The following is a 23,052-nucleotide window of genomic DNA, read 5'->3' on the forward strand; positions in this document are numbered from 1 at the left end:
TTTTCATAACACACTCCAACGTTGAATAGTCGATACTTTAAAATACAGCTTACAATTACTTCCTGTGAATAAAAGTAACACTGAATTTAAAGACTTGCGAATAAGCTACACTGTTTTACTAACTTTATATTAAGCCAGATCAAAAAAGGCGACGTTTTAAATGTCTACAACTCACGACCAACGCCCTTCTCTATCGCCATTAAATTTAAAATTTAATAACACTTACGCGCACTTTTTGCCGGAAATATCAGCGTCAGTCCAAGCGACTGCTTTTTCCAATGCAAACTGGCTTATTAAAAGTTCCGATGTAGATACCCTACTGACCAACCGCCAAATAAATAGTAGCTCTTTGACGACAGACATAGCACTAAATTGGTTTGCTGGCATAGATACTCATCCTTCGGCGCAGCCTGTTGCCCAAAAATACACAGGTCACCAATTTGGCCAATACAATCCACAACTCGGTGATGGTCGAGGTCTTTTACTTGGTGAGATAGAAACCGACAATGGGCGATTTGACATACATGTCAAAGGCGCCGGACAAACGCCTTTCTCTCGGTTTGGTGACGGTCGCGCGGTCGTTCGCAGTTCGATCCGTGAATTTTTGGGCTCAGAAGCGCTTCATTATCTTGGTATCCCGACCTCGCGAGCCTTGGGTGTATTTACGACAGGAGAATCAGTACAGCGAGAAACCATCGAACCTGGCGCTGCGCTCATTCGGGTCTGTCCTAGTCATTTGCGTTTTGGTCATTTTGAATATGCTTACCATCAGGGCGATACAGATCTCCAAGCACAACTCGTAAAGTACTGCTTGTACCAAGTTTTGCCTCAGCAACACATCGATTTAGCTCAGCTACAACAGTGGCAAGCAAGCGAGGCAAAAGTCTCATTAGCCCAAGAGGCTCAATTGATGTATCGGTTTATCATTCGCCGAACTGCAGAAATGATCGCAAAATGGCAAGCTTTTGGTTTTTGTCACGGAGTAATGAATACCGACAACATGTCAGTTTTGGGTATTACTTTTGACTACGGTCCATTTGGTTTTTTAGATAAATACAATCCCAAACATATTTGTAATCACTCTGATCACAATGGCCGTTATGCTTTTGATGAACAACCCGGCGTCGCGTTGTGGAATTTAAATGTTTTGGGTCATGCGCTATCCAATCTAATGCCAGAGGCTGCCATTCGCGAAGAGCTTGAAAAATACGAGCCCCATATACTCGCTACCTATTCTGAATTAATGCGGACTAAACTCGGCCTAACTAAACATAAAACGGAAGACAGAGCCTTACTCGGAGAGTTACTCGCCATCATGCAAGTCAACCAAACCGACTACACAATCACTTGGCGAACTCTAAGTGAAATCAGCGATTTTGACCAACACCAACAGCGCTTTGTGGATTTGTTTTTGAATCGTGAACAAGCCAGAACATGGCTTAAAAAGTACCAAACCCGACTCAACTTTGAGCCTCTAAGCCAAAACGAACGCAGTGAAGCCATGTGTCGAGTGAACCCTAAATACATTCTAAGAAACTACTTAGCCCAACAAGCGATTAAAGAAGCAGAAAAAGGCCAACTCCAAAAACTTAATGAGCTATATCAAATTCTTAAGACTCCCTATAAAGAACAGCCCGAATTTAGTGACTACGCCAAACATCCACCAAGCTGGGCAGAAGAACTCAGTATCAGTTGCAGTAGCTAATTTTTAGAAGATTTTCCTTTTTGAGTGGGTATAATGCTCCGCATCTAACAAGGAAACATTGAGTTTATTATGAGTTTATCTGTAGTGATTCTAGCGGCCGGTAAAGGTACGCGAATGAAATCAAGCTTGCCAAAAGTTTTGCATCCCGTTGCCCACAAACCTATGGTGCAACACGTTATCGATGCAGCAAGCACATTAGGTTCGAACAATAACACTGTGGTTTACGGCCACGGTGGTGATCAATTGAAAGAAGCGTTGGCTCACAACCAAGTCAACTGGGCTTTGCAAGCTGAACAAAAAGGCACAGGCCACGCGGTCAAAGTGGCTAACGAATTCATGCCTGACGACCATACCATTTTAATTTTGTATGGCGATGTACCATTAATTCAATCATCAACGTTAGAGCGTTTATTGGCGGTTAAACCAGAGCAAGGCATCGCTTTGTTGACGGTTAAATTGGATAACCCAACGGGTTACGGTCGTATCGTTCGCGATGAAAACGGTTTGGTAGTTGGTATTGTTGAGCAAAAAGACGCAAACTCACAACAATTAGCTATTCAAGAAGTTAATACTGGCATCATGGCTGTAAACGGTAACCTGTTAAAAGGTTGGCTAGACAACTTATCAAGTGATAACGCTCAAGGCGAATACTACCTGACTGACATTATCGCTATGTGTCACGAACAAGGTTTGTTGATCAATACCGCTCACCCAGACAATGGCATGGAAGTAGAAGGCGCAAACAATCGCGTTCAACTGGCCGGTCTTGAGCGCGAATATCAGCGTCGTGAAACAGAAAAGTTAATGCTTGCCGGCGCATCAATGCGTGACCCACAACGCGTCGATGTACGCGGTGATGTCACCGTTGGTCAAGACGTGCAGCTAGACGTTAACGTAGTGTTTGAAGGCACTGTTAAACTGGGCAATAACGTCACCGTCGGCCCTAATGTTGTATTAAAAGACTGCGAAATAGGTGATAACACAGAGATCCTAGCGAACTCATTAGTTGACCAAGCAAGCGTTGGTGAAAACGCCCAAGTTGGCCCTTACGCAAGACTTCGCCCTGGCGCTGTGGTTTCAAACAAAGCCAAAGTGGGTAACTTTGTCGAAATGAAAAAATCAACGCTCGGTGAAGGCTCTAAGGCAAATCACTTCTCTTACTTAGGTGATGCAACAATTGGTGCTGGAGTAAATATTGGTGCAGGTGTGATCACAGCCAATTATGACGGCGTAAACAAATTCAAAACCGACATTAAAGACAACGCTTTTATTGGTACCAACTCAACGCTAGTTGCACCAGTGACTATTGAAGAAAATGGATTTGTTGCAGCAGGTTCAACTATCAATAAAGATGTCGCTGAAAACGGTTTAGCGATCGCACGTGGCAAACAGCGTAATATTGAAGGGTGGCAACGTCCAACAAAGGGCTAACGAACCCTAAATAAAATAAAGCATAAAACAAAGCCGTGATTCATCACGGCTTTTTGTTTATTGAGTTAGTGAAATAGTTAATTCCAATCCAGACGTAAAGACCACATTACTTGTATTTTTAGCTGAATTCGATGGGCTGACCTTTGAGACTTTGATTGGGTTGCCATAGGCCTCTAAGATTTTCGTCGAATCTTCTAACCAAATGTAATAATGCCCCTCTGTTAACGAAATAGACGCACTGCCATTGGCATTATCTTTTACTAGGCTAAAGGTTTTGACTTCTTTAGCTGTCATACACTGCTTATCACATGTATGAAGACGCAGTACCTGACCTTTTTCCAAGCCTGAGTAATTAAGCTCTAATTTACTACCCTCTGGTATTTTTTTATCAAAATACACACTATTAGCCGCATGTGGATCAATCACTAACTTCGCAATTTTCGCTGTGGTTGCATGACCTAAATTACACCACAACACGCTCATTAAAACAGTAACTACCTTAATCCAAGAGGTTGAATTCATTATCGTTTTATTCCTTAAAATCACCGTTAAAAAAAGACTACAGAACAAACAAAATTAACGCAAACAAATAAAGAACCTTTAGTTAACAAAGCTACTGTGATGCTGTTTATTAAAGCGCTTTGTTTGATACATGCGCTGGTCCGCTAAGTCGTATACCTGAGCCACATCATCTCCGTCATGTGGTATGGAAGCGGTTCCTAAGCTGACTTTAAGGTGAAACTCTTTGTTTTCGAATTTAAACGGAGGTATCAGAGCAGATTCAAATCGATTGAGGACCTGGGGTAAATCTTGTTTTGTATTTAATGGGGTTAAGATAAACCCAAACTCGTCACCACCAATCCGAGCTGCAGTGTCGGTATCACGCATAGTATTTTTTATTCTCTGCGCAAACTCTTTAATGGCGGCATCACCTGCCCGATGGCCAATAGTGTCGTTTATTTGTTTTAAGCCATCCATATCACCAATAACGAGTGCTGCCATGCTGTCTGCGCGTTTGCTTTGCTCTAATGTGCACCGCAACCTGTCCATGAATAGAGCCTTATTTGCCAAACCCGTCATACTGTCGTGAGTGGCTTTTTTGAACAACTCGTCATGGTTGTATTGTTCGGAGTAATACATTGAAGCCGCCACCATTTCTGCCAACAAGTTCATTACGACGACATCTTTGTCGCGAAATCCGTTTGGTTGACTATACATGGCTTTTAACACACCGACAGATTGTCCTTTGAACTCCAATGGCATCACTATCATCGAACGAACGCCGATTTTTCGGCAGGCTATTTTGTCAACTCGTGGGTCAGTTTCACTGTCATCGCAAGTTAGCAAGGTATTGGTCTCTACAGACAACCCGGACATACTGGTTTTTTTGTTTAATCTCAAACCCAACATATTAGAAGCAATACCCGATGCGGCGCGATATACCATTTCATTACCTTCGGCTATCTCTATCGCAGCACCGTCAGCATCAGCTAGTGGTAGTGTGTATTCAACAACATTGCACATCACATACCCTAAATCAAAACCAACTTTGGCAATCTCTGTTTGCATTCGAATGATGTCAATAAGCTTTTGTTTTGATGGCATGTCTAATATCACTCCTATAAAAGTTCATAAATAAACATAGCTCACAGCCTAAAAAGTGCTTTCTTTTTGTTCCTGACTATCTATAATACTTTCGTTTCGAAACTTAAACGAAACTTTAAGCCGTAATATTTAACTCTTTCAACGCAACTCGGATGCACTGTTAATATGGTTCAAAAACGCAACACTCAGTCACGCAGACGCGCCATTGTCGAAAAGGTCAATGCGTTTCAAGAAGTGTCTGTTGAGCAGTTAAAAGCAGAATTTAATACATCTGAAGTTACGATTCGAAAGGATTTGTCTGCACTAGAGGCTAATGGCCTGTTGTTGCGCAAGTACGGTGGTGCGGTCGCATTACCTCAAGAGTCTTCTGAGTTAACAGACACAGAAGTTTCAGCAAACAAACAAGCCATAGGTAAAGCTGCCGCAGCATTGATCAGAGATCACAATCGCATTGTCATTGATAGCGGAAGTACAACTTCAGCCTTGTTGACTCATGCTCAGCACGTCCGTGGTTTGGTCGTGATGACCAACTCTATCTCAGTCGCCAACCGTATTTTAGAGCTCGAAAACGAACCTACATTGCTAATGACAGGCGGTACGTGGGACGCACAATCATACTCGTTACAAGGCCAATTCGCCGAAAACATGCTCCGTGCCTATAATTTCGACCAGGCTTTTTTAGGGGCATCGGGTTTAGATGTTGAACGCGGTACAACGACCTTCAACGAGCTCACAAATTTGAGCCGGATCATGGCAGAGGTTTCTCAGCAGGTTATTGTTATGGCTGAGTCAGAAAAGTTAGAACGAAAAATCCCAAATTTAGAACTCGCGTGGGAACACATTGATATTTTAGTGACCGACGCGGGCATTGATTCAGAAAGCGAAGCAAAAATTGCGGCGCAAAACGTACAAGTTATTAAAGCTTAAGGAAATTTACTATGTGTGGAATCGTTGGTGGCGTAGCAGAACGTCATATCGTAAACATTTTATTGGAAGGTCTAAAACGTCTTGAGTACCGTGGTTATGACTCTGCGGGTGTGGCTCTTCTTGAGTCCGACGGCCAATTAATGCGTGAGCGTGAAGTTGGTAAAGTACAAGCATTAGCAGACGCGGTAAAAGCATCTGGTGTGAATGGTGTCACAGGCATCGCGCACACTCGCTGGGCAACACACGGTGGCGTAACGCAAAAGAACGCTCACCCTCACATGTCTAACGAAGAAATCGCGTTAGTTCACAATGGTATTATCGAAAACCACGAAAAACTGCGTGAAGCACTAAAAGCGAAAGGTTATACCTTTAACTCTGACACTGACACAGAAGTAATTGCTCACTTAGTAAACGAAAACCGCAAGTCTTCAGCGTCTTTATTAGAAGCCGTTCAAACGTCTGTTAAAGAATTAGATGGCGCTTATGGTACCGTAATTATGGAGCCTTCTAACCCAGATCGCATCGTTGTTGCTCGCTCTGGTTCGCCATTAGTTATTGGTCTTGGTATCGGCGAAAACTTCGTTGCTTCTGACCAATTAGCCCTTCTTCCTGTTACTCGTCGTTTTATCTTCTTAGAAGAAGGTGACGTAGCAGAAATCACTCGTGAAACCGTTAGCATTTTTGATGCAAACGGCAATCCAGTTGAGCGTGAAGTGAAAGAATCTGACATTACTCACGACGCAGGTGACAAAGGCGAATACCGCCACTACATGTTAAAAGAAATCCACGAGCAACCAATTTCAGTTCGTAATACATTAGCGAACCGAATCAATGACGAAACCGTTATCGAAGAATACCTTGGCGAAAACGCGGCTGAAATCCTAAAAGGCATCGACCACGTTCAAATCATTGCATGTGGTACGTCTTACCACTCAGGTATGGTTGCGCGTTACTGGTTAGAATCACTAGCAAACGTAAGCTGTAACGTCGAAATCGCGTCTGAGTTCCGCTACCGCAAGTCATTTGTGCCTGCTAACTCACTAATCGTTACCATTTCACAATCAGGTGAAACGGCCGATACATTAGCGGCGCTTCGTCTAGCTAAAGAAATCGGTTACAAAGCAAGTCTTTCAATCTGTAACGTACCTGGCTCATCGTTAGTGCGTGAATCTGACCTAGCGGTAATGACGAACGCCGGTGCAGAAATCGGTGTTGCTTCAACGAAAGCCTTCACCACTCAGTTAGTAGCGTTATTAATGCTTACTGCAGCGTTAGGTAAGCAAAAAGGCATGACTGCTGAGCTTCAAAAGCAAATCGTATCAGCGTTATCAAGCCTACCGGCTAAGCTAGAAGAAACCCTTCTTATGTCAGAAGGCATCCAAAAGCTTGCAGAAGAGTTTGCTGACAAACACCACAGTTTATTCTTAGGCCGTGGCGACCAGTACCCAATCGCAATGGAAGGAGCTCTTAAACTTAAAGAGATCTCTTACATCCACGCTGAAGCATACGCTGCAGGTGAATTAAAGCATGGTCCATTAGCCTTGATTGACGCAGAAATGCCAATCATCGTTGTGGCACCTAACAACGAATTGTTAGAAAAGCTTAAATCAAACGTTGAAGAAGTGCGTGCTCGTGGCGGTATCTTATACGTATTCGCAGACAAAGACGCGACGTTCAAGAGCGACGACACAATGCGTGTAATGGAAGTGCCACACGTTGATGAATTAATTGCACCAATTGTATATACAATTCCACTACAGTTATTGAGCTACTACGTTGCTATCATCAAAGGTACTGACGTTGACCAACCTCGTAACTTAGCGAAATCAGTAACGGTTGAGTAATTCGTTATTGTCCCGCTCTAATATGAGTGGATCAAAAAAGCGACTCTTAGAGTCGCTTTTTTATTGTCTATTCCTCAGCTAAAACTGCTTTTATGCTCTTTGGGTTAATTTGGAGAGTTACAACCAAACCCTTGTCTTAATGTGAGTAACGAGCCTTTTCCTTCAACTAAAGTTGTGATGAGTAATAAATCAAACTCAGACTCATCAATCTCAACCCGTTGCTTTGACGCTGTCGAGTCTAATAACAGAGAGGCTAGTTTGCCAGTTGTGTTACTGTGGCCGACTACCAAAGCGTTTTGTCCTTTTTGTTTGAGCTGCGCAGCAAACCCATCAAGGTCCCTGGGATCATAACTCAAGACTTTGAGCCCCCTTTTTGTCGCCGTTGGCTCCGCAGTTTGTTGAGTTCTTACGTAGTCGGTACTGTAAACTGCATCAATTGGTGAATCTTGCAAAATTTCGGTTAATCGCTGAGCCCGCTTTAGTCCACATTGCGTAAGAGGCGGATTTTTTGTATTTGGAAACTCTAGGGTATTTTTCTCTGCATGCCTAACTAAAAATATGGAATAGCTAGATTCTGCATGTGCAACTCCAATCAATGATTGTATTCCTAGCCCAATAAAAACAATCGCACTTAACCCTCTTTTTAACCACATGTTACTTCTCTCTTAAATTTACACAACTGATAACAATTCTTATTTGTATTTAATTAAAGCCGAGTTACACTAACGGTTATCTCAGCAATAACCTGATAGAAAACTACATTACTATTAAAGAGTTGGCTATCTTATTACAAAAGTAACTTGGAAGGTTTATTTATGAAATCCCTGTTTATTATCTCCACTGTCTTCATGTTGGCTTTAGCAAATCCAGTAGACGCCAGCCAAACCTTTGGCACTGGTGCCAATACCTCAGACGTTTCTAAAATCTCGGACATATTAGCAACTCCAGAAACTTACATGGACAAAGACGTGACCATCAAAGGCACGATTGTCAAAGTGTGTAAAAAGCGTGGTTGTTGGATGGAGTTGGCTTCGGACAAGCGCTTTCAGAGCTTTCGCGTAAAAGTTCGAGACGGTGATATGGTATTTCCAATGACGGCAATGGGTAAAACGGCATTTGCCACGGGTAAAATTCAAGCGTTTCCATTATCGCTAGAGCGCACTAAGTCTTACCTTGCCTATCAAGCTGAAGAAATGAATGAAGAGTTTGACCCTGCGTCGGTGACCGAGCCGATGACGGTTTATCAATTGGCGCCTCACGGTGTGACAATTCAAGACTAATAACTTTGAAATACGTTTATGTCTAAGTCTATTAATTGGTTTAAATTGAATCGGTCGTTGCATCGTGATATTGGTTATTTTTGTATTGGCATGACATTGATCTTTGCTATATCGGGCATCGCCGTTAATCATGTCGAAGACTGGAACCCAAATTATGAGGTGACACAGCAAAGGTACAAAATTGACGGTTTAGCAACACAAATCGACCGAGACAATTTTAAACCTTGGCTGTTAGAACAACTGCATATCGAGGCTGACGTAAAAGCTCAGTTTTGGGAGTCACCTCAACGACTTAAACTCTTTACCAAACAAGATCACACCATAGTCGTATCGACAGCAGACAACTCGGTTTTGGTTGAACAAGTCAAACCAAGAGTCGTGCTGCGTAGTTTCAACTTTTTGCACCTCAACGAAGCGCGCAAGGCGTGGACGTATTTTTCGGATGCTTATGCGGTCATGCTGATATTTTTGTCTCTATCAGCACTGTTCATGGTTAAAGGAAGGTACGGCGCGTTTGGTAAACGCGGCTGGTTAGTCGTTGCCGGTATTGCCGTACCACTCACTTTCATCCTAGCTTATTCTTAACGCTAGAGCGTTTTTAAAAATGCCACAACATCTTTTATTTCTTGTTTGGTCAACTCGAGCTTAGGTAATAAATGTGTGGTTGTCGGAAACATAGGATCGCCCTTGACATGACAATTAATTACCGTTATTAACCACAGATATGTCTGTTCTTTGAGCAATCGTATCGACTTCACTGACGGCGTTATAAATGTAGTTGAGTTTGGTGTTGGTATTGAACCCTAACTGTTCGTCTAAAACTGTCCCACTCTCATCCACAACATAGGTTAGAGGTAATGCATTACCCGTTAAGATACTCTCACCTTGTTTCCAACCTTTGCGATATATTTTCATGTTTTTGGTCGCCGGTGTTTGCCATTTTGCTATGGCTTCGTTGTCAGAATTCACAACAATATAAGCAAAATTGACATGCGGTAGCGCTTGTTGTGCCCTAATCATTTCGGGCAGCTGTTCTTTACATGCTTTACACCATGGTGCCCAATACATCACAACGAGTGGCTTACCGACAAAATCTGAAAATCTGACTTCTTCACCTTCTAAGGTATATAAAACATGGTTGGGATTTACCGTTTGTCCAACGACTTTTTGATGGGCATTTAATGAATCACTGAGTTGCTCAGAACTCAAGTCATTAAAATCCGAACCTGAAAAGAAATACTTGGAGATTAAAAACACGCTAGACAAAAACAGAACAGACAATAAGATACGCTTCATAGTCACCTCTCTTAAAAAAGAAACGGCCGTCACCACAGTCATGACGGCCGGCTTTGATCGATTTGGTAATTCTTAGAAAATTACACAAACACAAGCGATAGTGTCGCCAACACGACCACAAGCACACACTGCTGTTGCAGCCACAGCGTTTAATGAAACAAGTGATAACGTAGAAAGAGCAGCTAGTTTATTTGTTAAAGTTTTCATAGTGTTATTCCTTTATATTTAAGTTGTTATATCGATGGCAATGAATGTCGCCTCGACCTCGAAAACACTATGATAAAAATCTATATATTTCAAAAAGATAGAACCAAAAGCTGACAATTCCAGTTTCGTAAAAATATCTCACTTTATGTCCGAAAACGAACAACTTAAGTCACCTTTTATACGGAGCATTGGTTAATAAACAAACTTAAAGCCGGATTACTAAATTGACTTTTTCAGCCCAATTGAAATTTTCGAATTTGATGGCTGTTTTCGATCAAACATATAACAAGTGGAGATATATAAAGATAATTTGAATGAAAAACATTCTAATAAAAAAAGAAAAAATTACGGAGTGATGCCTTTATTAAGAGGATCATTCGAGTCCTCTTGGTTTTTCACATTTAACAGGTAACTAAGCTGGCAACCAAACTGATGCGGTAACCCCTTTTTCACCTTCATTATTATTGACCCAAATACGACCATTGTGAGACTCAATGATTTTTTTGCTTAGGGGCAAACCAATACCTGAGCCTTCTGGCTTAGTGGTATAAAAGGGAGTAAATAAATTATTTGTTTCGTATATGCCTGTTCCATTGTCTTTAATGGACACAGTTACGCCATCGCGCTCTGGAGTGATACTGACGTGAATAGTTTGAGGCTCTGGGCTCGATTCCACTGCATTTTTTAGTAGGTTAATAAATACCTGCTCTAGTTGAACCCGATCCGCTGGCAACGAAACCAAGTTATCAAACGTATTGAGCTGGTAGTCTAAGTCTGGGATCACATTGCAACAATCGGTGAGAAGCGCCGAAATTTCGACTTTATCTTTAACCGGCTTGGCAATGTCAGATAATTTGGTCGTGTTGTTTACAAACTCCTGCAAACTTTTGCTTCGATTTGCTATCACTTGTAACGCTTGGTATGTCGAGTGGTCTTGTTTGTTGCTCTCGGCTAAAGCGCTGCTTAGAGAATAAATCGGAGTGAGCGAATTGCGAACCTCATGACCGACAACCTTGATTAGCTGTTGCCAAGAACTTTGCTCTTTTTCGCGTAACTCTTGTTCAATATCTTGTAGTACAACCAAATAAAATTTATTACTGCCTGATGTCGAGATACAACTTTTAACTGACCAATTTTCACTGTCATTTAAACAATAAATTTGGCCGTTATTTTCTAGCTCAAGGCCGACTTCTTGAAACGTCAACCCCTTGGCCAAGCGCCAATCTTTGCCTAAAAAAGAACTCGATGTTTTGTTTGCTTTAATCAACAACCCAAGATGATCAAAAAGTAATACTGGTGTGTCCAATTGCTCGATAAGTTGGTACATCACATAGGCATCTTTTTGTTCACCAAAACTGAGTTCTTGAAGCTTTTCTTGCATCGATTGATATTCCAAAGAAATCGACCGCAAAACGCCTCGTTGGTATTTTTGATAAGGTGTTGTATTAAATGCACCTTTGTTGATGTGCTCGAGAGAGTTGTAAAATGTATTTAGCGTATCTACTGCAAAACTGCGCAACAAAGCACAAACCCAAAATCCAATAACGATCAGCGGAACGGCAAGACTCATGGACTGCGCTAAGGTCCACTGAGAGTGAGCCAAAAACACACAGGTCATTATTACCAATATAAGTAAAAGAATCCCGCAAAGTTTGTTTACTTTGGCTTCGAAACTAATAGCTGTTTTTGAGCTTAACGCCATGTTTTTCAATCCTTCGATATAAGGCACTGCGACTTATCCCCAACATTTCTGCGGATACGTTTATGTTACCGTTTGATTGTTTAAGCGCTTGGATGATCAATGCTTCTTCGACCTTGGCGAGCGGTTCTATTTGATTTCGAATGACCTGTTTCGAAGATTCGGCGTTAAGCGCCAAATCGTTGGATTCTATGGTCGCGGTATCAGAAAAAATCACCGCGCGCTCGATCACGTGTTTTAACTCTCGAGTATTACCCGGCCATTGATAGGCCAATAATTTGTCTTTGGCATTAGCGCTCAATGTTAGTTCAGGCTTGCCGTATTCAACGCCTATTTTTTGTAAATAATGGTGCGCTAATGGGACAATATCTTCAGCACGCTCTCTTAATGCAGGTATATTAATTTCAATTGTGTTTAGACGGTAATACAAGTCTTCTCGAAAATTCTGTGCTTTTATCTCTTCTACCAAATTAGCATTGGTCGCCGATATTAACCTGCAACCCATAAATTCCGTTGAGGTACCGCCTACTGCCTCAAACTCTTTTGTTTCTAGTACTCTTAATAATTTGGCTTGGTTCGCCATTGATGTAGTGGCAAGTTCATCTAAAAATAATGAGCCTTTTCCAGCAAGCGATACACGCCCTTGCCTGTCCTCTATTGCGCCAGTAAATGCACCTCGCTTATGACCAAATAGCTCACTTTCAAATAATTGCTCAGGTACCGCCCCTAAATTTACCGTTACAAATGGTGCGTTATTTCGCCCAGAACATTGATGAATATAATGAGCTAATAGTGATTTACCTGTGCCGTTTTCGCCGGTCAGCAAAACACTGGCATGAGACATGGCCACTTTTTTTACGTTTTCTAGCACTCGGTTAAAGGAGTCTGATTCAGCGATAATTTCACTTGATATAAGAGACTCATTACCAGGAAGAGCAAGAGCTGGACTCTCTGCAATATTAATTTGGCGTTCAACAATTTCAAAAAAGTCGCTGTTTTCCCAGGGCTTTTCAATAAAATCACGAGCGCCCAGTTGCATAGCTTGAACTGCAATTGACACGGTAGACCATGCTGTCATCACTAGCACGGTCAATTTAGGATGGTGCTGTTTTAGATAGGCAACAAACTCCAAACCTTCTTTGCCTGACGTGGTGTCCTTTTGAAAGTTCATGTCGGTGATCACCATATCAATGGCGACGGTTTGAATTATCGATTTGGCGTGTTCAGGTGATTCAGCTTCCCAAACATTAAACCCTTTGTTATTGAGAAGAAACTGAATAGTGGTGCGGATGTCTACTTGATCGTCGACGACCAGAATATTGCGGTTAGAACTTCCTTGAGACTTCATCTGTTACCCTTTTTATATTCCTTTCTTAAGCTCGATATCATAAAAATACTTAGCTATATATCAACGACCTAACAGGTAATCATGCTTATTCAATGTCCTTAAAAAATGACCTATCCAGAATAAGCATGTTATTGATAGTACGAACTTAATCAATATTTGTCACGGTTACGTTTGCGCCTTTCATCTTTTTTGGATCAACGTCCAGTTCTAACCATAAAACGTTTTGATCAGATAAGCTCGCAAGAATTTGTTGCAAATCTTTTCGTTGTGTTTGACTGCCCTCAAACCATTCAACATAGCTTTCGACAATGATAAGGTTAGATGCCTTAAACGAGTCGGTTTTTAACGGCGTGCCACTTTCATCTTTAAACCCATCTAGGTGTTTCGCAAGCTCATTATCACCACTTTGATCCGCCTTTTTAACCGCTTGCATGACATTTTTGACCAGTTCTTTGTCTAACGTATTGGTACCGTACAACAATACTCCGTCGTTATTGAATACTTTAAGTTGTGGCATCGTCACTGACTTTTCTACAAACATTCGTTTGAATAACATCGCATCTGATGTGTTAAGTGTTTTTTTAATGATCTCTGCATTGGCGGTTGTCGACACAAATAAGATTGCCAACGACGCCACGACTATTGAAATTGATGATTTAAATGACATTTGATTTTCCTTTCTGTTTTTAATTAATCGTCCTGCTTTAATGCTCTCATCGGCGCACCGTTAACCACTTGGCTTACAGGCTTAATGACAGCAAACAACATGGCCAGTACAAGCATAATTACCATTGTTATTATGATGTTAAGGTCATACTGACCTACGACATCAATTACCTTTTTTAGAGACTCGACTTGTGTGATCAATAACGTTGCACCAATCAGGCCGACAATGAGTCCCAGGCCCATGGGGCGGCTGCACTCTTTTAACATCATTGACAGTAAGTGACGCTTTTTGGCACCAAGTGCCATTCTTACGCCAAATTCAAACCGTCTTGTTTGAGCGTTATAATTGACGATTCCCCAGACCCCTATCGTTGCCAAAATTAAGGTCAAAACACAAAAGCTCAACGCCACGGTTGCAGTGACTCGAGCCACATAAACCTCTTCTTCTAACAGTGTTGCCAATCCACTGAGTTCTTCTATCTCGAGCAGTTGACTGTTCGAGTTGACTAGCGAAAACACTTTGTTGAGGTCTAGGTCTGCTGCGTTTTTGTGATGAAGATTAAGGACGATTTGTTCGGATGGCAGCATGGCACCATTGATACGGTTATAAGGGGTAAAGACAAGCTCGTCACCAAATTGGTTAGCTAAATATCGAGAACGAAAGGTGTCTTTAACGACGCCAATTAGCTCATGGGGTCGACCTGCGACGACAACGGTTTGACCAAGTTGCCAGTTTTTGCCCAGTAATAATTCGGCACTTGAGAGGTTCAATATAACCGAATACTGAGCTTGAGACTGATCTGGTGAAAAAGTTTGACCGGCTTCAAATTCGACGCCTAATGTAGAAAAGAAATTTGCCTCTACTTTATTTACTGACAACATGTACTCTTCAGTATTCATGTCTTTTCTAACTGGAAAAATAACACCGGACATCACCACTGGGCTTGAGTTACTCATGGCAATTTCCGTCACATTGGCCTGCTGTTTTAAGGCATTGCGGATCTGCCCTAAATCATCGGTAAACTCACCAGTACTGGTCGATTCGTATTTCTTTTTTAAGGTCAAAATAGATCGATTATCCGTTTCAAAACCAGTCACTCGATTGAGTTCTTTTAGAGACGATTGTAAAAACAACGACGAAAAACACAGTAAAAATGCGACTAAACAAGACTGCCCTACCAGTAAGAGCTTTTTCGACTTTTTAGAGCCCTGTTGACCACTGCCTTTACCCGAGGCTCGCATGTTTTCACTTAAACCAGCTTGTTTTGCAATAGCATAAGGGAAATACGAAAACGTAAGAGCTAACAAGCAGCAAATAACCATAGAAAACGCCAAGGTATAACCATCGATACTCAACTGGCTCAATCTAGGTAGTGCATCTTGAGCAATCAGCTTAATAAGCTCTATACCCCAAACCGACAGTAACAGTGCCATAACACCTGACGCTAAAATCAACAGTGCACTTTCTATAAATAGCTTATTGAATAATTGATGGTCTTTAGCTCCTACGGCCATGTGTATTGCGAATTTTCTTGTCGACTCGACACTACGAGCGATAAACAGGTTGGCCAAATTAGTACATGCCACCAGCAGTAACATTACTGCCCCCATCAAAAGAATAAAGGTAAGGTGTTCAGCACCACCTACTATTGCTTCCCTTAAAGGTAAGACCCGACTTTTAATCTGTGACATGGCAACGATTGGGTGATTGATAGATGGCTGAATTTCGTTTACTACCTGTTGTATTTGAGCCTGATACAGAGCTTCTTTTTCCGCGATACCTTTACCAATCAGGTGCGCCTCACCAGAGGACACTTGTTGTGTACCGTCTAAATCTGCAGCTGTGTAGTCCAATGGCAAGTATATTGAGGGTTGCTCAGATACAATATGATCTGGAGCCTCTGCGTGTTGAGCTAAGACCCCAACTACTGTAAAAAAGTCGTCCCCAACTTGTACTTGCTTGCCAATTAAAGCCTGGTCCTTCGAAAATAATGTTTGCCATAGTTCAAAGGATAAAACCGCTTTGGGCGAAAAGCTCCCCAAACGCTCATTAGCGCCAAACCCGGTACCTAACCCGAAGGGCACTCCTAATTGGGAAAAATAATTTGCTGAGACAAATGCAGTCTCGACATCAAATGAACGCTCTCTGACGGTTAACTTCTTTGACTCTGGAATTAGCGTCGCAATAGACGTAAAACTGGTTTGTTGCTCAACTAACTGTCGTTGTAGAGCCGGTATGGAAGGAAATCGTTTTCCTGCCAACTCGAGTTCTAGATTAATCGCGTATTGCTGCTCTGCGTCCTGATAAGGTAAGGCTTGAAATAACAACAAGCTGCTAATACTAAATAAACTAATAACCGCCGCCATAGACAAGGCTAAGGTAAACACCACAGTTGCTACAAATTGAGGCCTTTTAAACAGGCTTCGAAAGGCAACCCTTAACTCCATCAACCAATAGGCAAACATTAGGCAATCTTCCTATGTGTCGAACCCAAAATCCGGCCATCGAGTAAGTCTATGCGCCGCTTGGCTTTGTTGGCATATCTAGAGTCGTGCGTGACCATGCACAATGTAGTACCCGCGTTATTCAACTCTGACAACATCTCCATCACAATATCACCGTTATGACTGTCTAGATTTCCAGTTGGCTCATCTATAAGTAAGATTGAAGGGTTCATGACTAGGGCTCGAGCGATGGCGACACGCTGCTGTTGCCCACCCGATAACTGACTCGGAAAGTGATTCGATCGGTGCTTCATTTCCACTTTATCTAGGGCTGCCAATGCCGCTTGTTTAGCACCTACTCCTTTGCTTGGGCTGTAAAATAAAGGAAGTGCGACATTTTCCCACACTGACAACTCGTCTATCAGATTAAAAGATTGAAATATAAAGCCTATTTCTCTATTACGTAGCTCGGCCAGTTGGTTATTGGACAATCCACTGACTTCTTGGCCTGCCAACCAATACGTTCCAGTCGTCGGTGTGTCCATAAGACCTAAAATGGATAACAAGGTCGATTTACCGCAGCCAGATGGACCAGTAATCGCAACGTAATCGCCAGCATTAATAGTGAGATTGATATCGCTGACTGCGGTCGTTGTCATATCTTGGGTACTGAACTGTCTAGAAATACCTTCTAACTCAATGACGGCTTGTTGTGTTGATACATTTTTCATTTTGTTAACCTCGTATTTCTGTCGAATTGGTTACCTTGATGTGCTCAAAGTCGCGCCATTTTTCTGCATCCGAAATCACGACTTTTTGATTTTCGGTTAACCCTGATAAAACTTGTATATACCGGCCTGTTACTTGACCAAATTGGATAGGCGACGATGTCGCTCGTTCACTCTCAGGATCTAGAACAAACAAATTAACGGTTGAGTGGCTTGCGACATTTACTGGTGCTTCAATAAACAAAGTGTTAGGTATCTGACCCGCCGTTATAACGCCCTGCACGTTAATGTCTGGTCTTGCGCTTTGGGGTAACGTCTCTTTTATCTCAGCTTCTATAGTGACGTAACCTTCAGTGACAACGGGGTCAATTCGGCTTACCAGCCCTTTTACCCTGTGATTTGCGATATTGAGCATTACTTGATTACCTAATTGAATGTCGTCCGCTTGGCTTTGTGGCACCCGGAGTTCGGCTTCTAATTGTTCGACACTCCCAACAATAGCCAGAGGCTCTCCAACGACTACGTTCGCGCCTAGCTCAGCAGGTAAACGTTGCAGAACACCATCTATCCCAGCTTTTACCGTTAACGACTTGAGGTGGTCTTGATGTAACTTAAGTTGGCTTTTTTCTAAATTAACGAGCTCTCTCTCAACGGACAGTCTAGTTTCGTTAATATTAGCGAGATGAGATAAACGTTTTTCAGCTATATCTAATCGAACAAGCAATTGTTTGACTTTGATTTGTGAGGTTTGAATTTGCAACTTAGACACTATGCCCGACTCTTCGAGCTTTTTTTCTGCGTCGTAAGTAAGTTGTGCAGATTCGAGCTCGGCTCTCAATAGTTCAATACTTGATTGGTGCTGAAGTAACGAATCAGCAAGCTCTAATTCCATTTTTTTTAATCGATTTTCTGCTTGTTGGACACGTAACTCTGCTGACTCTACTTGCTGATGTAATTGCGGATTGCTTAACTCTAATATCACGGTATCTGCAGAGACTTTGGCTCCTGGCTTAAGCCATATTTTATCCACCGTGCCACCGGTTCTGGCCGACAAAAACCTCGTGTCTTTGGACACTAGTTTGCCATAGGTATTAATAGTTAATGGAAGATCACCAAACTGCACCTGTTGAATGTGTAGTTGTTGAATTGGCACAGAAACGGAACTTGATGAAAATAACCAAAAAAACAGTGTGGCAACAATTAAGAGAGTTGTTGTTGCCCACACTGGCTGCCTAAACTTGGCAAACTTACTTTCGGGGTTGTGCATCACGTCCATGACTTTTCCAGTAACTTGTAATTCTTTCGTTAAAGATTACAAAGAACATGCCAGAAAGTAAGTTGTTGTTTTATTTATGTTTAATGAATTTAACTACAAATTCAGCGTATCAATTTCGCAACACTGTTTCAAAATCGAAACATGTTTTAACCTGCGACGTCTAAGGTCATGGTGACTTCTAAACCACGCTCTTGACCATTTTGTAGTTGTAATTTTCCTCCGTGGGCTACCATCGCTTTTTGTGCTATTGCTAAACCTAGTCCCGCGCCACCTGAAGCTCGAGCTCGTGACTCACTATGACGGAAAAATGGCTCAGTTAACTTTTCAAGAATATAGTCAGGAACACCTGGCCCATCGTCTTTGATCACAAATAGTACTTTATTGTGCTCACAGCGAACTGAGACACTCACTTGGTTTTGAGCATGACGAATCGCATTGCGAATAATATTGTCGATAGCGCTAACTAAAATCTTTTTATCTACTTCAACAGATACCATAGGCAACTCATCGACCACTAGACTTTTTGCGACGCCTTGAGCTTCGAACTCAGCATCTTGTAGTGTTGGAGTAATAAGATCGGCAATCGAAATGATTGACTTGTCTAAGTGTTGCTGTTGATTTTCAAGCCTTGAGAGCATCAAAACCGAAGCAATCATTTCGTCAAGTAATCCCGCTTCTTTGTCAATGCGGTTTAGATACTCTTCGCGTTTTTCTTCGCTACAATCCCTGACTAAACCTGTCGCTAAAGACAAACGCGTAAGTGGCGAACGCAATTCATGAGAGATATCGGCCAGTAGCCTTTTTTGGCCACCCATCAGAGATTCGAGTTGCTGAGCCATGTTGTTAAAATCATAAATAAGTTCACCTAACTCATCATTTCTTTCCGTGTGAACCTGTACTCTGCTATCTAACTTTCCCTTACCGATACTATCTGCCGTATCTCTTAAAGCTCTAATCGGTGAAACGATAGATCGACTAAACAACCATGCAAATAACAGTGACATAACCACAGGCACCGCTAATTTAACCCAGACCGGTAAAAATTTAATTTTTATGAAGAGAGGGGGCTCACGCGTCAGCCTAATTTCATACAGTAAGTACTCACCATCAGCTAGCATCAAAGGAATCGGCCCAGCAGCATGAAAGTGTTGAGTCAGTATGTAACGAGGTACGTCTGTTTCAACATAATTGAGTAAATTTACATCGACGTCATCCGGTAAAGGCCGACTTGATACGGATTGTTCTGGTGTGGGACCTTTTAAATATATTATCTTGCGTTTTGATGAGCTGTGCACCAGGCGCTCGAGTAATCTTGGTGTTGGTGCCCTGGCGTTAATACGTGATAAAAACAGTGCTTTTTTTTGAAGATCTCTAATCTTAGAGCGACTCAGGGGTTCATCTACCGCATCGATAAAGCTCAAAGAGCTAATCAAAATCAAAATGACAATAGTGGCAACAATAGACAACCAGAAGTAACTGAAGACTTTAAAAACAAGATAAGGTCTAAACGATCGCATAACTTAATTACCCACCATTACATAACCGGCTCCACGAACCGTTTTGATTCGTTCGTATTCAGAGAATTCGGCAATCTTTTTGCGGATATTACTAACGTGCATGTCAATTGATCGATCGTAAGGTGCGAGTTTTCGGCCCAAAACCTGTTGGCTGATGGCTTCTTTACTTACGATTTCCAATGGCTCTTTAAGTAACAAGGTTAGAATTTCAAATTCGGTGCCTGTGAGGTTGATATCAGCCTCGTTAACTTTCACTGTACGATTTTGATTATTAAGGGTTATATCTTCAAACAGAATGTGATGTTGGTGAGAAGGCTGGCTCATCAAGTCGATTCGACGCACCATGGCTTTTACTCTCGCCAACAGCTCACGATGATTAAATGGTTTAGGAATATAGTCATCAGCGCCGACTTCGAGTCCATAAATACGGTCAAAGTCTTCACCCTTAGCCGTGAGCATAATCACGGGTGTAGATTTACTCAGACGTAATTGCTGTAACACTTCGAAGCCATTCAGAGTCGGTAACATTACATCCAACAAAATGACATCGAAGTCACTTTTTATTGCCAAGTCCAGTCCTTCTTGACCATCATTGGCAATACTGACATCAAACTCATTACTGGTTAAATAATCGTGTAATAGCTGTGTTAGATCCGTATCGTCATCGATGATTAAAACATGCTTGTTGGCCATATTACCTACCTATTTTTCACTCTGTGATGAGTATAATATTAAAGTACTCATATAAAACACCGTACATTTACACTACTTTGCAAAGTGTTGGCGTAACCTTGCATTGCTTTGGCTATTCTTAATCCACGTTCATTTAGAGCGCACTTTATATCCAATGACTATACAAGGTGATTTACTATGACTATTCATTCTCGACTATTGGCAGCGATTGCTGCGCTCTCTATTACCAGTGCCGCCTCAATCAGCGCAGCACCTTTGAATATGGATCGCAGCGGCCACAAAAACCAAGACAAAACGCACTTTTTATTGAAAGAACGGGTTGCCAACAAATTAGAACTGAGCGCAGAGCAGCAAAGCCAAATAAAAAGTATTATTTCCAACGCAAAAAAAGCCCGCAGTGCTGAATTTACTCAATTAAAAGATCTAAAAGCTCAATGGCGTGAACTTGCTAAACAGCCAGTGTTAAATGAAAAAGCACTTACTGACATCGCAAATCAGCAAGCTGATATTAAAGCGCTACTTAAAGTAGAGCGATTAAAGACGCAAAAAGAGGTAATGGCCATTCTTACGGAGGAACAACAGGCTAAGGTAACCGCCATGATGGAAAAGCGCAGAAACAAAATGAAACGCAAAGTAGTAGAAGAGCGCCTTTAACCCAAAAGCTTAATAGACGCTCCTAGTAATCTATACCTTAAATTTAGCGACCAAATTTGACAGTGTACGGGCCAAGTGAACAGTTTCTTCGGAAGTTTGTTGATTGAGCTCTGCACTGTCATAGTTTGTTTGTGTATCGGCCTGAAGGTCACTCAAATAAGCTTGTAATTGCTCAGAACCATCTAGTTGTCGTTGTGTCGCTTTAGCGGTTTGAGTCGATGCATCAAATACGCGCTCTGCGGCATCGGCAATTTGGTCAAGTGCCGTTAAAGTTTGTTTAGAGAGTTCGACGGTCGACTCTGTTACTTCATTGCCCTGTTTAATTGAGCTAACCGCACCATTGACCCCATCTTGGAGTCTTTTGATCATAGCTTGAATATCTTCAGTACTTTGTTGAGTTTTGCTTGCCAAGGTTCGAACTTCATCGGCTACAACAGCGAAGCCTCGTCCTTGCTCACCCGCTCTTGCCGCCTCAATCGCTGCGTTTAGCGCTAGTAAGTTAGTTTGTTCGGCGATGCCTCTGATCACATCCAATACTGATGCAATATTATCTGAGTCCGCTGATAGTTTTGAAATAACTTCTGCCGCATCAGCAACCGAATCAGAAAGTTTGGTTATATCGGCAACCGCTTGTTGAGTTATGTGTTTACCCTGATCGGTAAGCTCGGTAACTTTAGATACTTCAGAACTTGTTGTGTTCGCATTATCGCTAACTTCACTAATGGTACCGGCCATTTCACTGATGGAAAAAGAGATGTTATCAACCGATTCAGTTTGCTTGTGGCTAATGGATTTAATTGCTGATACGCCATTGCTCAATTTAGAGATTTGACTGTTCAATTCTGAGGAGTTATTCACTATCGAACGAATAAGTTCAGCTAAGCCATCAATTAACGTGTCTAGCTCTCTCGCCACATCACCAATTTCATCTTTTCGTTTAGATTTGATTCGTTTGGTTAAATCACCATTTCCAGAATTTAAAGCATTAATTTCGCTTTGCAGCTCTCTTAACGAAGAAGCCATAAGTTTCGGCCCCATAAAGCCAATCAAACCTGTTGCAATAACTATAACTAACGCAACGCCATTTAATATGATCTGTTGTGTACTCGAATACTTGATGATGGATTCACTTTCTTTAATAGATTGACTGTTTGCCGCTTCACCTGCTGCATCATAAAAGTCGCGAAGTGCATCAAACGTGGTTGCAGATCCCGCCTGACTTTGCTCATTCGCTGCTGCATACTGCCCACTATCAGCCAAACTTAAGACCTTTTGTGACTCGGTTTGCCACGCCTCATATGCGTCATCAAAGTTTTTAATAGCCACTAAAACCGAAGGTCTATCACTCATGAGTGCCTTGAAGCGATTCATTCTGTCTAATGCTTGCTGAGCATTTTCATTAAATTCGTCTTCAAAGGCGGTACGAGTATTTGAGTCAATATCACTACGCAATAAATTAAGCTCTGCCACTTTAGCCTGATAAAGGTCTCTATCTGCATTAATAACTGCAGATATTGCAGGAGTAAAATGCTTGCCCGCCTGGTCTATTGCAGACTCAAGCTTTGCGTTCAGTTTAAGTGTCAACAACACATAAATAACCAGGAATACGGCAATACCACCAAACGTCGCAGTGTATTTAAATCTCAAACTATTTACATTCATGAGTAGCCTCAGTCTAATCCAGTGCTCTCCATCGCGAATTGGTAAATCCCAAAATAACTATAGACCTTA

General features: G+C 41.8%; 21 protein-coding genes. 7 read left to right on the forward strand and 14 right to left on the reverse strand.

Annotation, left to right across the window (positions count from 1 at the left end; genetic code table 11):
- Nucleotides 1-160: 160 nt before the first annotated feature.
- Together J1N51_RS08300 and glmU are read left to right on the forward strand one after the other, a co-directional pair.
- Nucleotides 161-1,705 (forward strand): protein adenylyltransferase SelO, encoded by a 1,545-nt coding sequence (locus J1N51_RS08300; RefSeq protein WP_208830266.1) that lies wholly within the window; start codon nt 161-163, stop codon nt 1,703-1,705.
- Nucleotides 1,706-1,774: 69 nt separating this feature from the next.
- A complete protein-coding gene (gene glmU / locus J1N51_RS08305; protein ID WP_208830268.1) occupies nt 1,775-3,136 on the forward strand; it encodes a bifunctional UDP-N-acetylglucosamine diphosphorylase/glucosamine-1-phosphate N-acetyltransferase GlmU in 1,362 nt (453 codons plus the stop codon).
- A 57-nt stretch (nt 3,137-3,193) separates the two neighbouring features.
- Here glmU and J1N51_RS08310 read toward each other — a convergent pair whose 3' ends face one another.
- Together J1N51_RS08310 and J1N51_RS08315 are read right to left on the reverse strand one after the other, a co-directional pair.
- Nucleotides 3,194-3,658, reverse strand: a complete 465-nt coding sequence (locus J1N51_RS08310) for a hypothetical protein (protein ID WP_208830270.1) — start codon at nt 3,656-3,658, stop codon at nt 3,194-3,196.
- A gap of 78 nt (nt 3,659-3,736) precedes the next feature.
- A complete protein-coding gene (locus J1N51_RS08315; protein ID WP_208830271.1) occupies nt 3,737-4,741 on the reverse strand; it encodes a sensor domain-containing diguanylate cyclase in 1,005 nt (334 codons plus the stop codon).
- A 165-nt stretch (nt 4,742-4,906) separates the two neighbouring features.
- Here J1N51_RS08315 and J1N51_RS08320 point away from each other — a divergent pair, with 165 nt between their 5' ends.
- On the forward strand, nt 4,907-5,668 hold the full coding sequence (locus J1N51_RS08320) for a DeoR/GlpR family DNA-binding transcription regulator (protein ID WP_208830273.1): 762 nt from the start codon (nt 4,907-4,909) through the stop codon (nt 5,666-5,668).
- A gap of 11 nt (nt 5,669-5,679) precedes the next feature.
- Complete coding sequence (gene glmS, locus J1N51_RS08325; RefSeq protein WP_208830275.1) at nt 5,680-7,512, forward strand: glutamine--fructose-6-phosphate transaminase (isomerizing); 1,833 nt, start codon at nt 5,680-5,682, stop codon at nt 7,510-7,512.
- A 104-nt stretch (nt 7,513-7,616) separates the two neighbouring features.
- On the opposite strand, the gene J1N51_RS08330 is transcribed toward glmS, so the two are convergent.
- On the reverse strand, nt 7,617-8,165 hold the full coding sequence (locus J1N51_RS08330) for a SixA phosphatase family protein (protein WP_208830276.1): 549 nt from the start codon (nt 8,163-8,165) through the stop codon (nt 7,617-7,619).
- Nucleotides 8,166-8,327: 162 nt separating this feature from the next.
- On the opposite strand from J1N51_RS08330, the gene J1N51_RS08335 reads away from it, so the two are divergent.
- Both J1N51_RS08335 and J1N51_RS08340 read left to right on the forward strand, forming a co-directional pair.
- Nucleotides 8,328-8,792 carry a DUF4920 domain-containing protein gene (locus tag J1N51_RS08335; RefSeq protein WP_208830284.1) on the forward strand — a complete coding sequence of 155 codons (465 nt, stop codon included), beginning with the start codon at nt 8,328-8,330 and terminating at the stop codon, nt 8,790-8,792.
- An 18-nt stretch (nt 8,793-8,810) separates the two neighbouring features.
- Nucleotides 8,811-9,377, forward strand: coding sequence for a PepSY-associated TM helix domain-containing protein (locus tag J1N51_RS08340; RefSeq protein WP_208830286.1), 567 nt, complete (start codon nt 8,811-8,813; stop codon nt 9,375-9,377).
- A gap of 114 nt (nt 9,378-9,491) precedes the next feature.
- Here J1N51_RS08340 and J1N51_RS08345 read toward each other — a convergent pair whose 3' ends face one another.
- The 10 genes from J1N51_RS08345 to J1N51_RS08385 all read right to left on the reverse strand — a co-directional run bounded on the left by J1N51_RS08345 (nt 9,492) and on the right by J1N51_RS08385 (nt 20,667).
- Nucleotides 9,492-10,088 (reverse strand): TlpA family protein disulfide reductase, encoded by a 597-nt coding sequence (locus J1N51_RS08345; protein WP_208830288.1) that lies wholly within the window; start codon nt 10,086-10,088, stop codon nt 9,492-9,494.
- A 72-nt stretch (nt 10,089-10,160) separates the two neighbouring features.
- Nucleotides 10,161-10,295 (reverse strand): hypothetical protein, encoded by a 135-nt coding sequence (locus J1N51_RS14775; protein ID WP_269802003.1) that lies wholly within the window; start codon nt 10,293-10,295, stop codon nt 10,161-10,163.
- Between the two features lie 412 nt (nt 10,296-10,707).
- Nucleotides 10,708-11,997: a sensor histidine kinase gene (locus J1N51_RS08350; RefSeq protein ID WP_208830290.1), complete on the reverse strand. Its 1,290-nt coding sequence runs from the start codon at nt 11,995-11,997 to the stop codon at nt 10,708-10,710.
- Nucleotides 11,969-13,342, reverse strand: coding sequence for a sigma-54-dependent transcriptional regulator (locus J1N51_RS08355; RefSeq protein WP_208830292.1), 1,374 nt, complete (start codon nt 13,340-13,342; stop codon nt 11,969-11,971). The genes J1N51_RS08350 and J1N51_RS08355 overlap by 29 nt, the downstream gene beginning before the upstream one ends.
- A gap of 145 nt (nt 13,343-13,487) precedes the next feature.
- Entirely contained in the window at nt 13,488-14,009 is a 522-nt protein-coding gene (locus J1N51_RS08360; protein ID WP_208830294.1) for a hypothetical protein, read from the reverse strand.
- A 23-nt stretch (nt 14,010-14,032) separates the two neighbouring features.
- Nucleotides 14,033-16,474, reverse strand: a complete 2,442-nt coding sequence (locus J1N51_RS08365; protein WP_208830296.1) for an ABC transporter permease — start codon at nt 16,472-16,474, stop codon at nt 14,033-14,035.
- The gene (locus tag J1N51_RS08370) at nt 16,474-17,184 is read right to left on the reverse strand and encodes an ABC transporter ATP-binding protein (RefSeq protein ID WP_208830298.1); all 711 of its coding nucleotides are present in this window, start codon (nt 17,182-17,184) and stop codon (nt 16,474-16,476) included. The genes J1N51_RS08365 and J1N51_RS08370 overlap by 1 nt, the downstream gene beginning before the upstream one ends.
- A 4-nt stretch (nt 17,185-17,188) precedes the next feature.
- On the reverse strand, nt 17,189-18,457 hold the full coding sequence (locus tag J1N51_RS08375) for an efflux RND transporter periplasmic adaptor subunit (protein ID WP_208830300.1): 1,269 nt from the start codon (nt 18,455-18,457) through the stop codon (nt 17,189-17,191).
- A gap of 146 nt (nt 18,458-18,603) precedes the next feature.
- The gene (locus J1N51_RS08380) at nt 18,604-19,974 is read right to left on the reverse strand and encodes an ATP-binding protein (protein ID WP_208830302.1); all 1,371 of its coding nucleotides are present in this window, start codon (nt 19,972-19,974) and stop codon (nt 18,604-18,606) included.
- 3 nt (nt 19,975-19,977) lie between these two features.
- Nucleotides 19,978-20,667: a response regulator transcription factor gene (locus J1N51_RS08385; protein WP_208830303.1), complete on the reverse strand. Its 690-nt coding sequence runs from the start codon at nt 20,665-20,667 to the stop codon at nt 19,978-19,980.
- 177 nt (nt 20,668-20,844) lie between these two features.
- On the opposite strand from J1N51_RS08385, the gene J1N51_RS08390 reads away from it, so the two are divergent.
- Nucleotides 20,845-21,321, forward strand: coding sequence for a Spy/CpxP family protein refolding chaperone (locus J1N51_RS08390; protein WP_208830305.1), 477 nt, complete (start codon nt 20,845-20,847; stop codon nt 21,319-21,321).
- A gap of 30 nt (nt 21,322-21,351) precedes the next feature.
- Here J1N51_RS08390 and J1N51_RS08395 read toward each other — a convergent pair whose 3' ends face one another.
- Entirely contained in the window at nt 21,352-22,983 is a 1,632-nt protein-coding gene (locus J1N51_RS08395) for a methyl-accepting chemotaxis protein (RefSeq protein ID WP_208830307.1), read from the reverse strand.
- Nucleotides 22,984-23,052: the final 69 nt, after the last annotated feature.

This window comes from Psychrosphaera ytuae, assembly GCF_017638545.1.
Classification (GTDB): domain Bacteria; phylum Pseudomonadota; class Gammaproteobacteria; order Enterobacterales; family Alteromonadaceae; genus Psychrosphaera; species Psychrosphaera ytuae.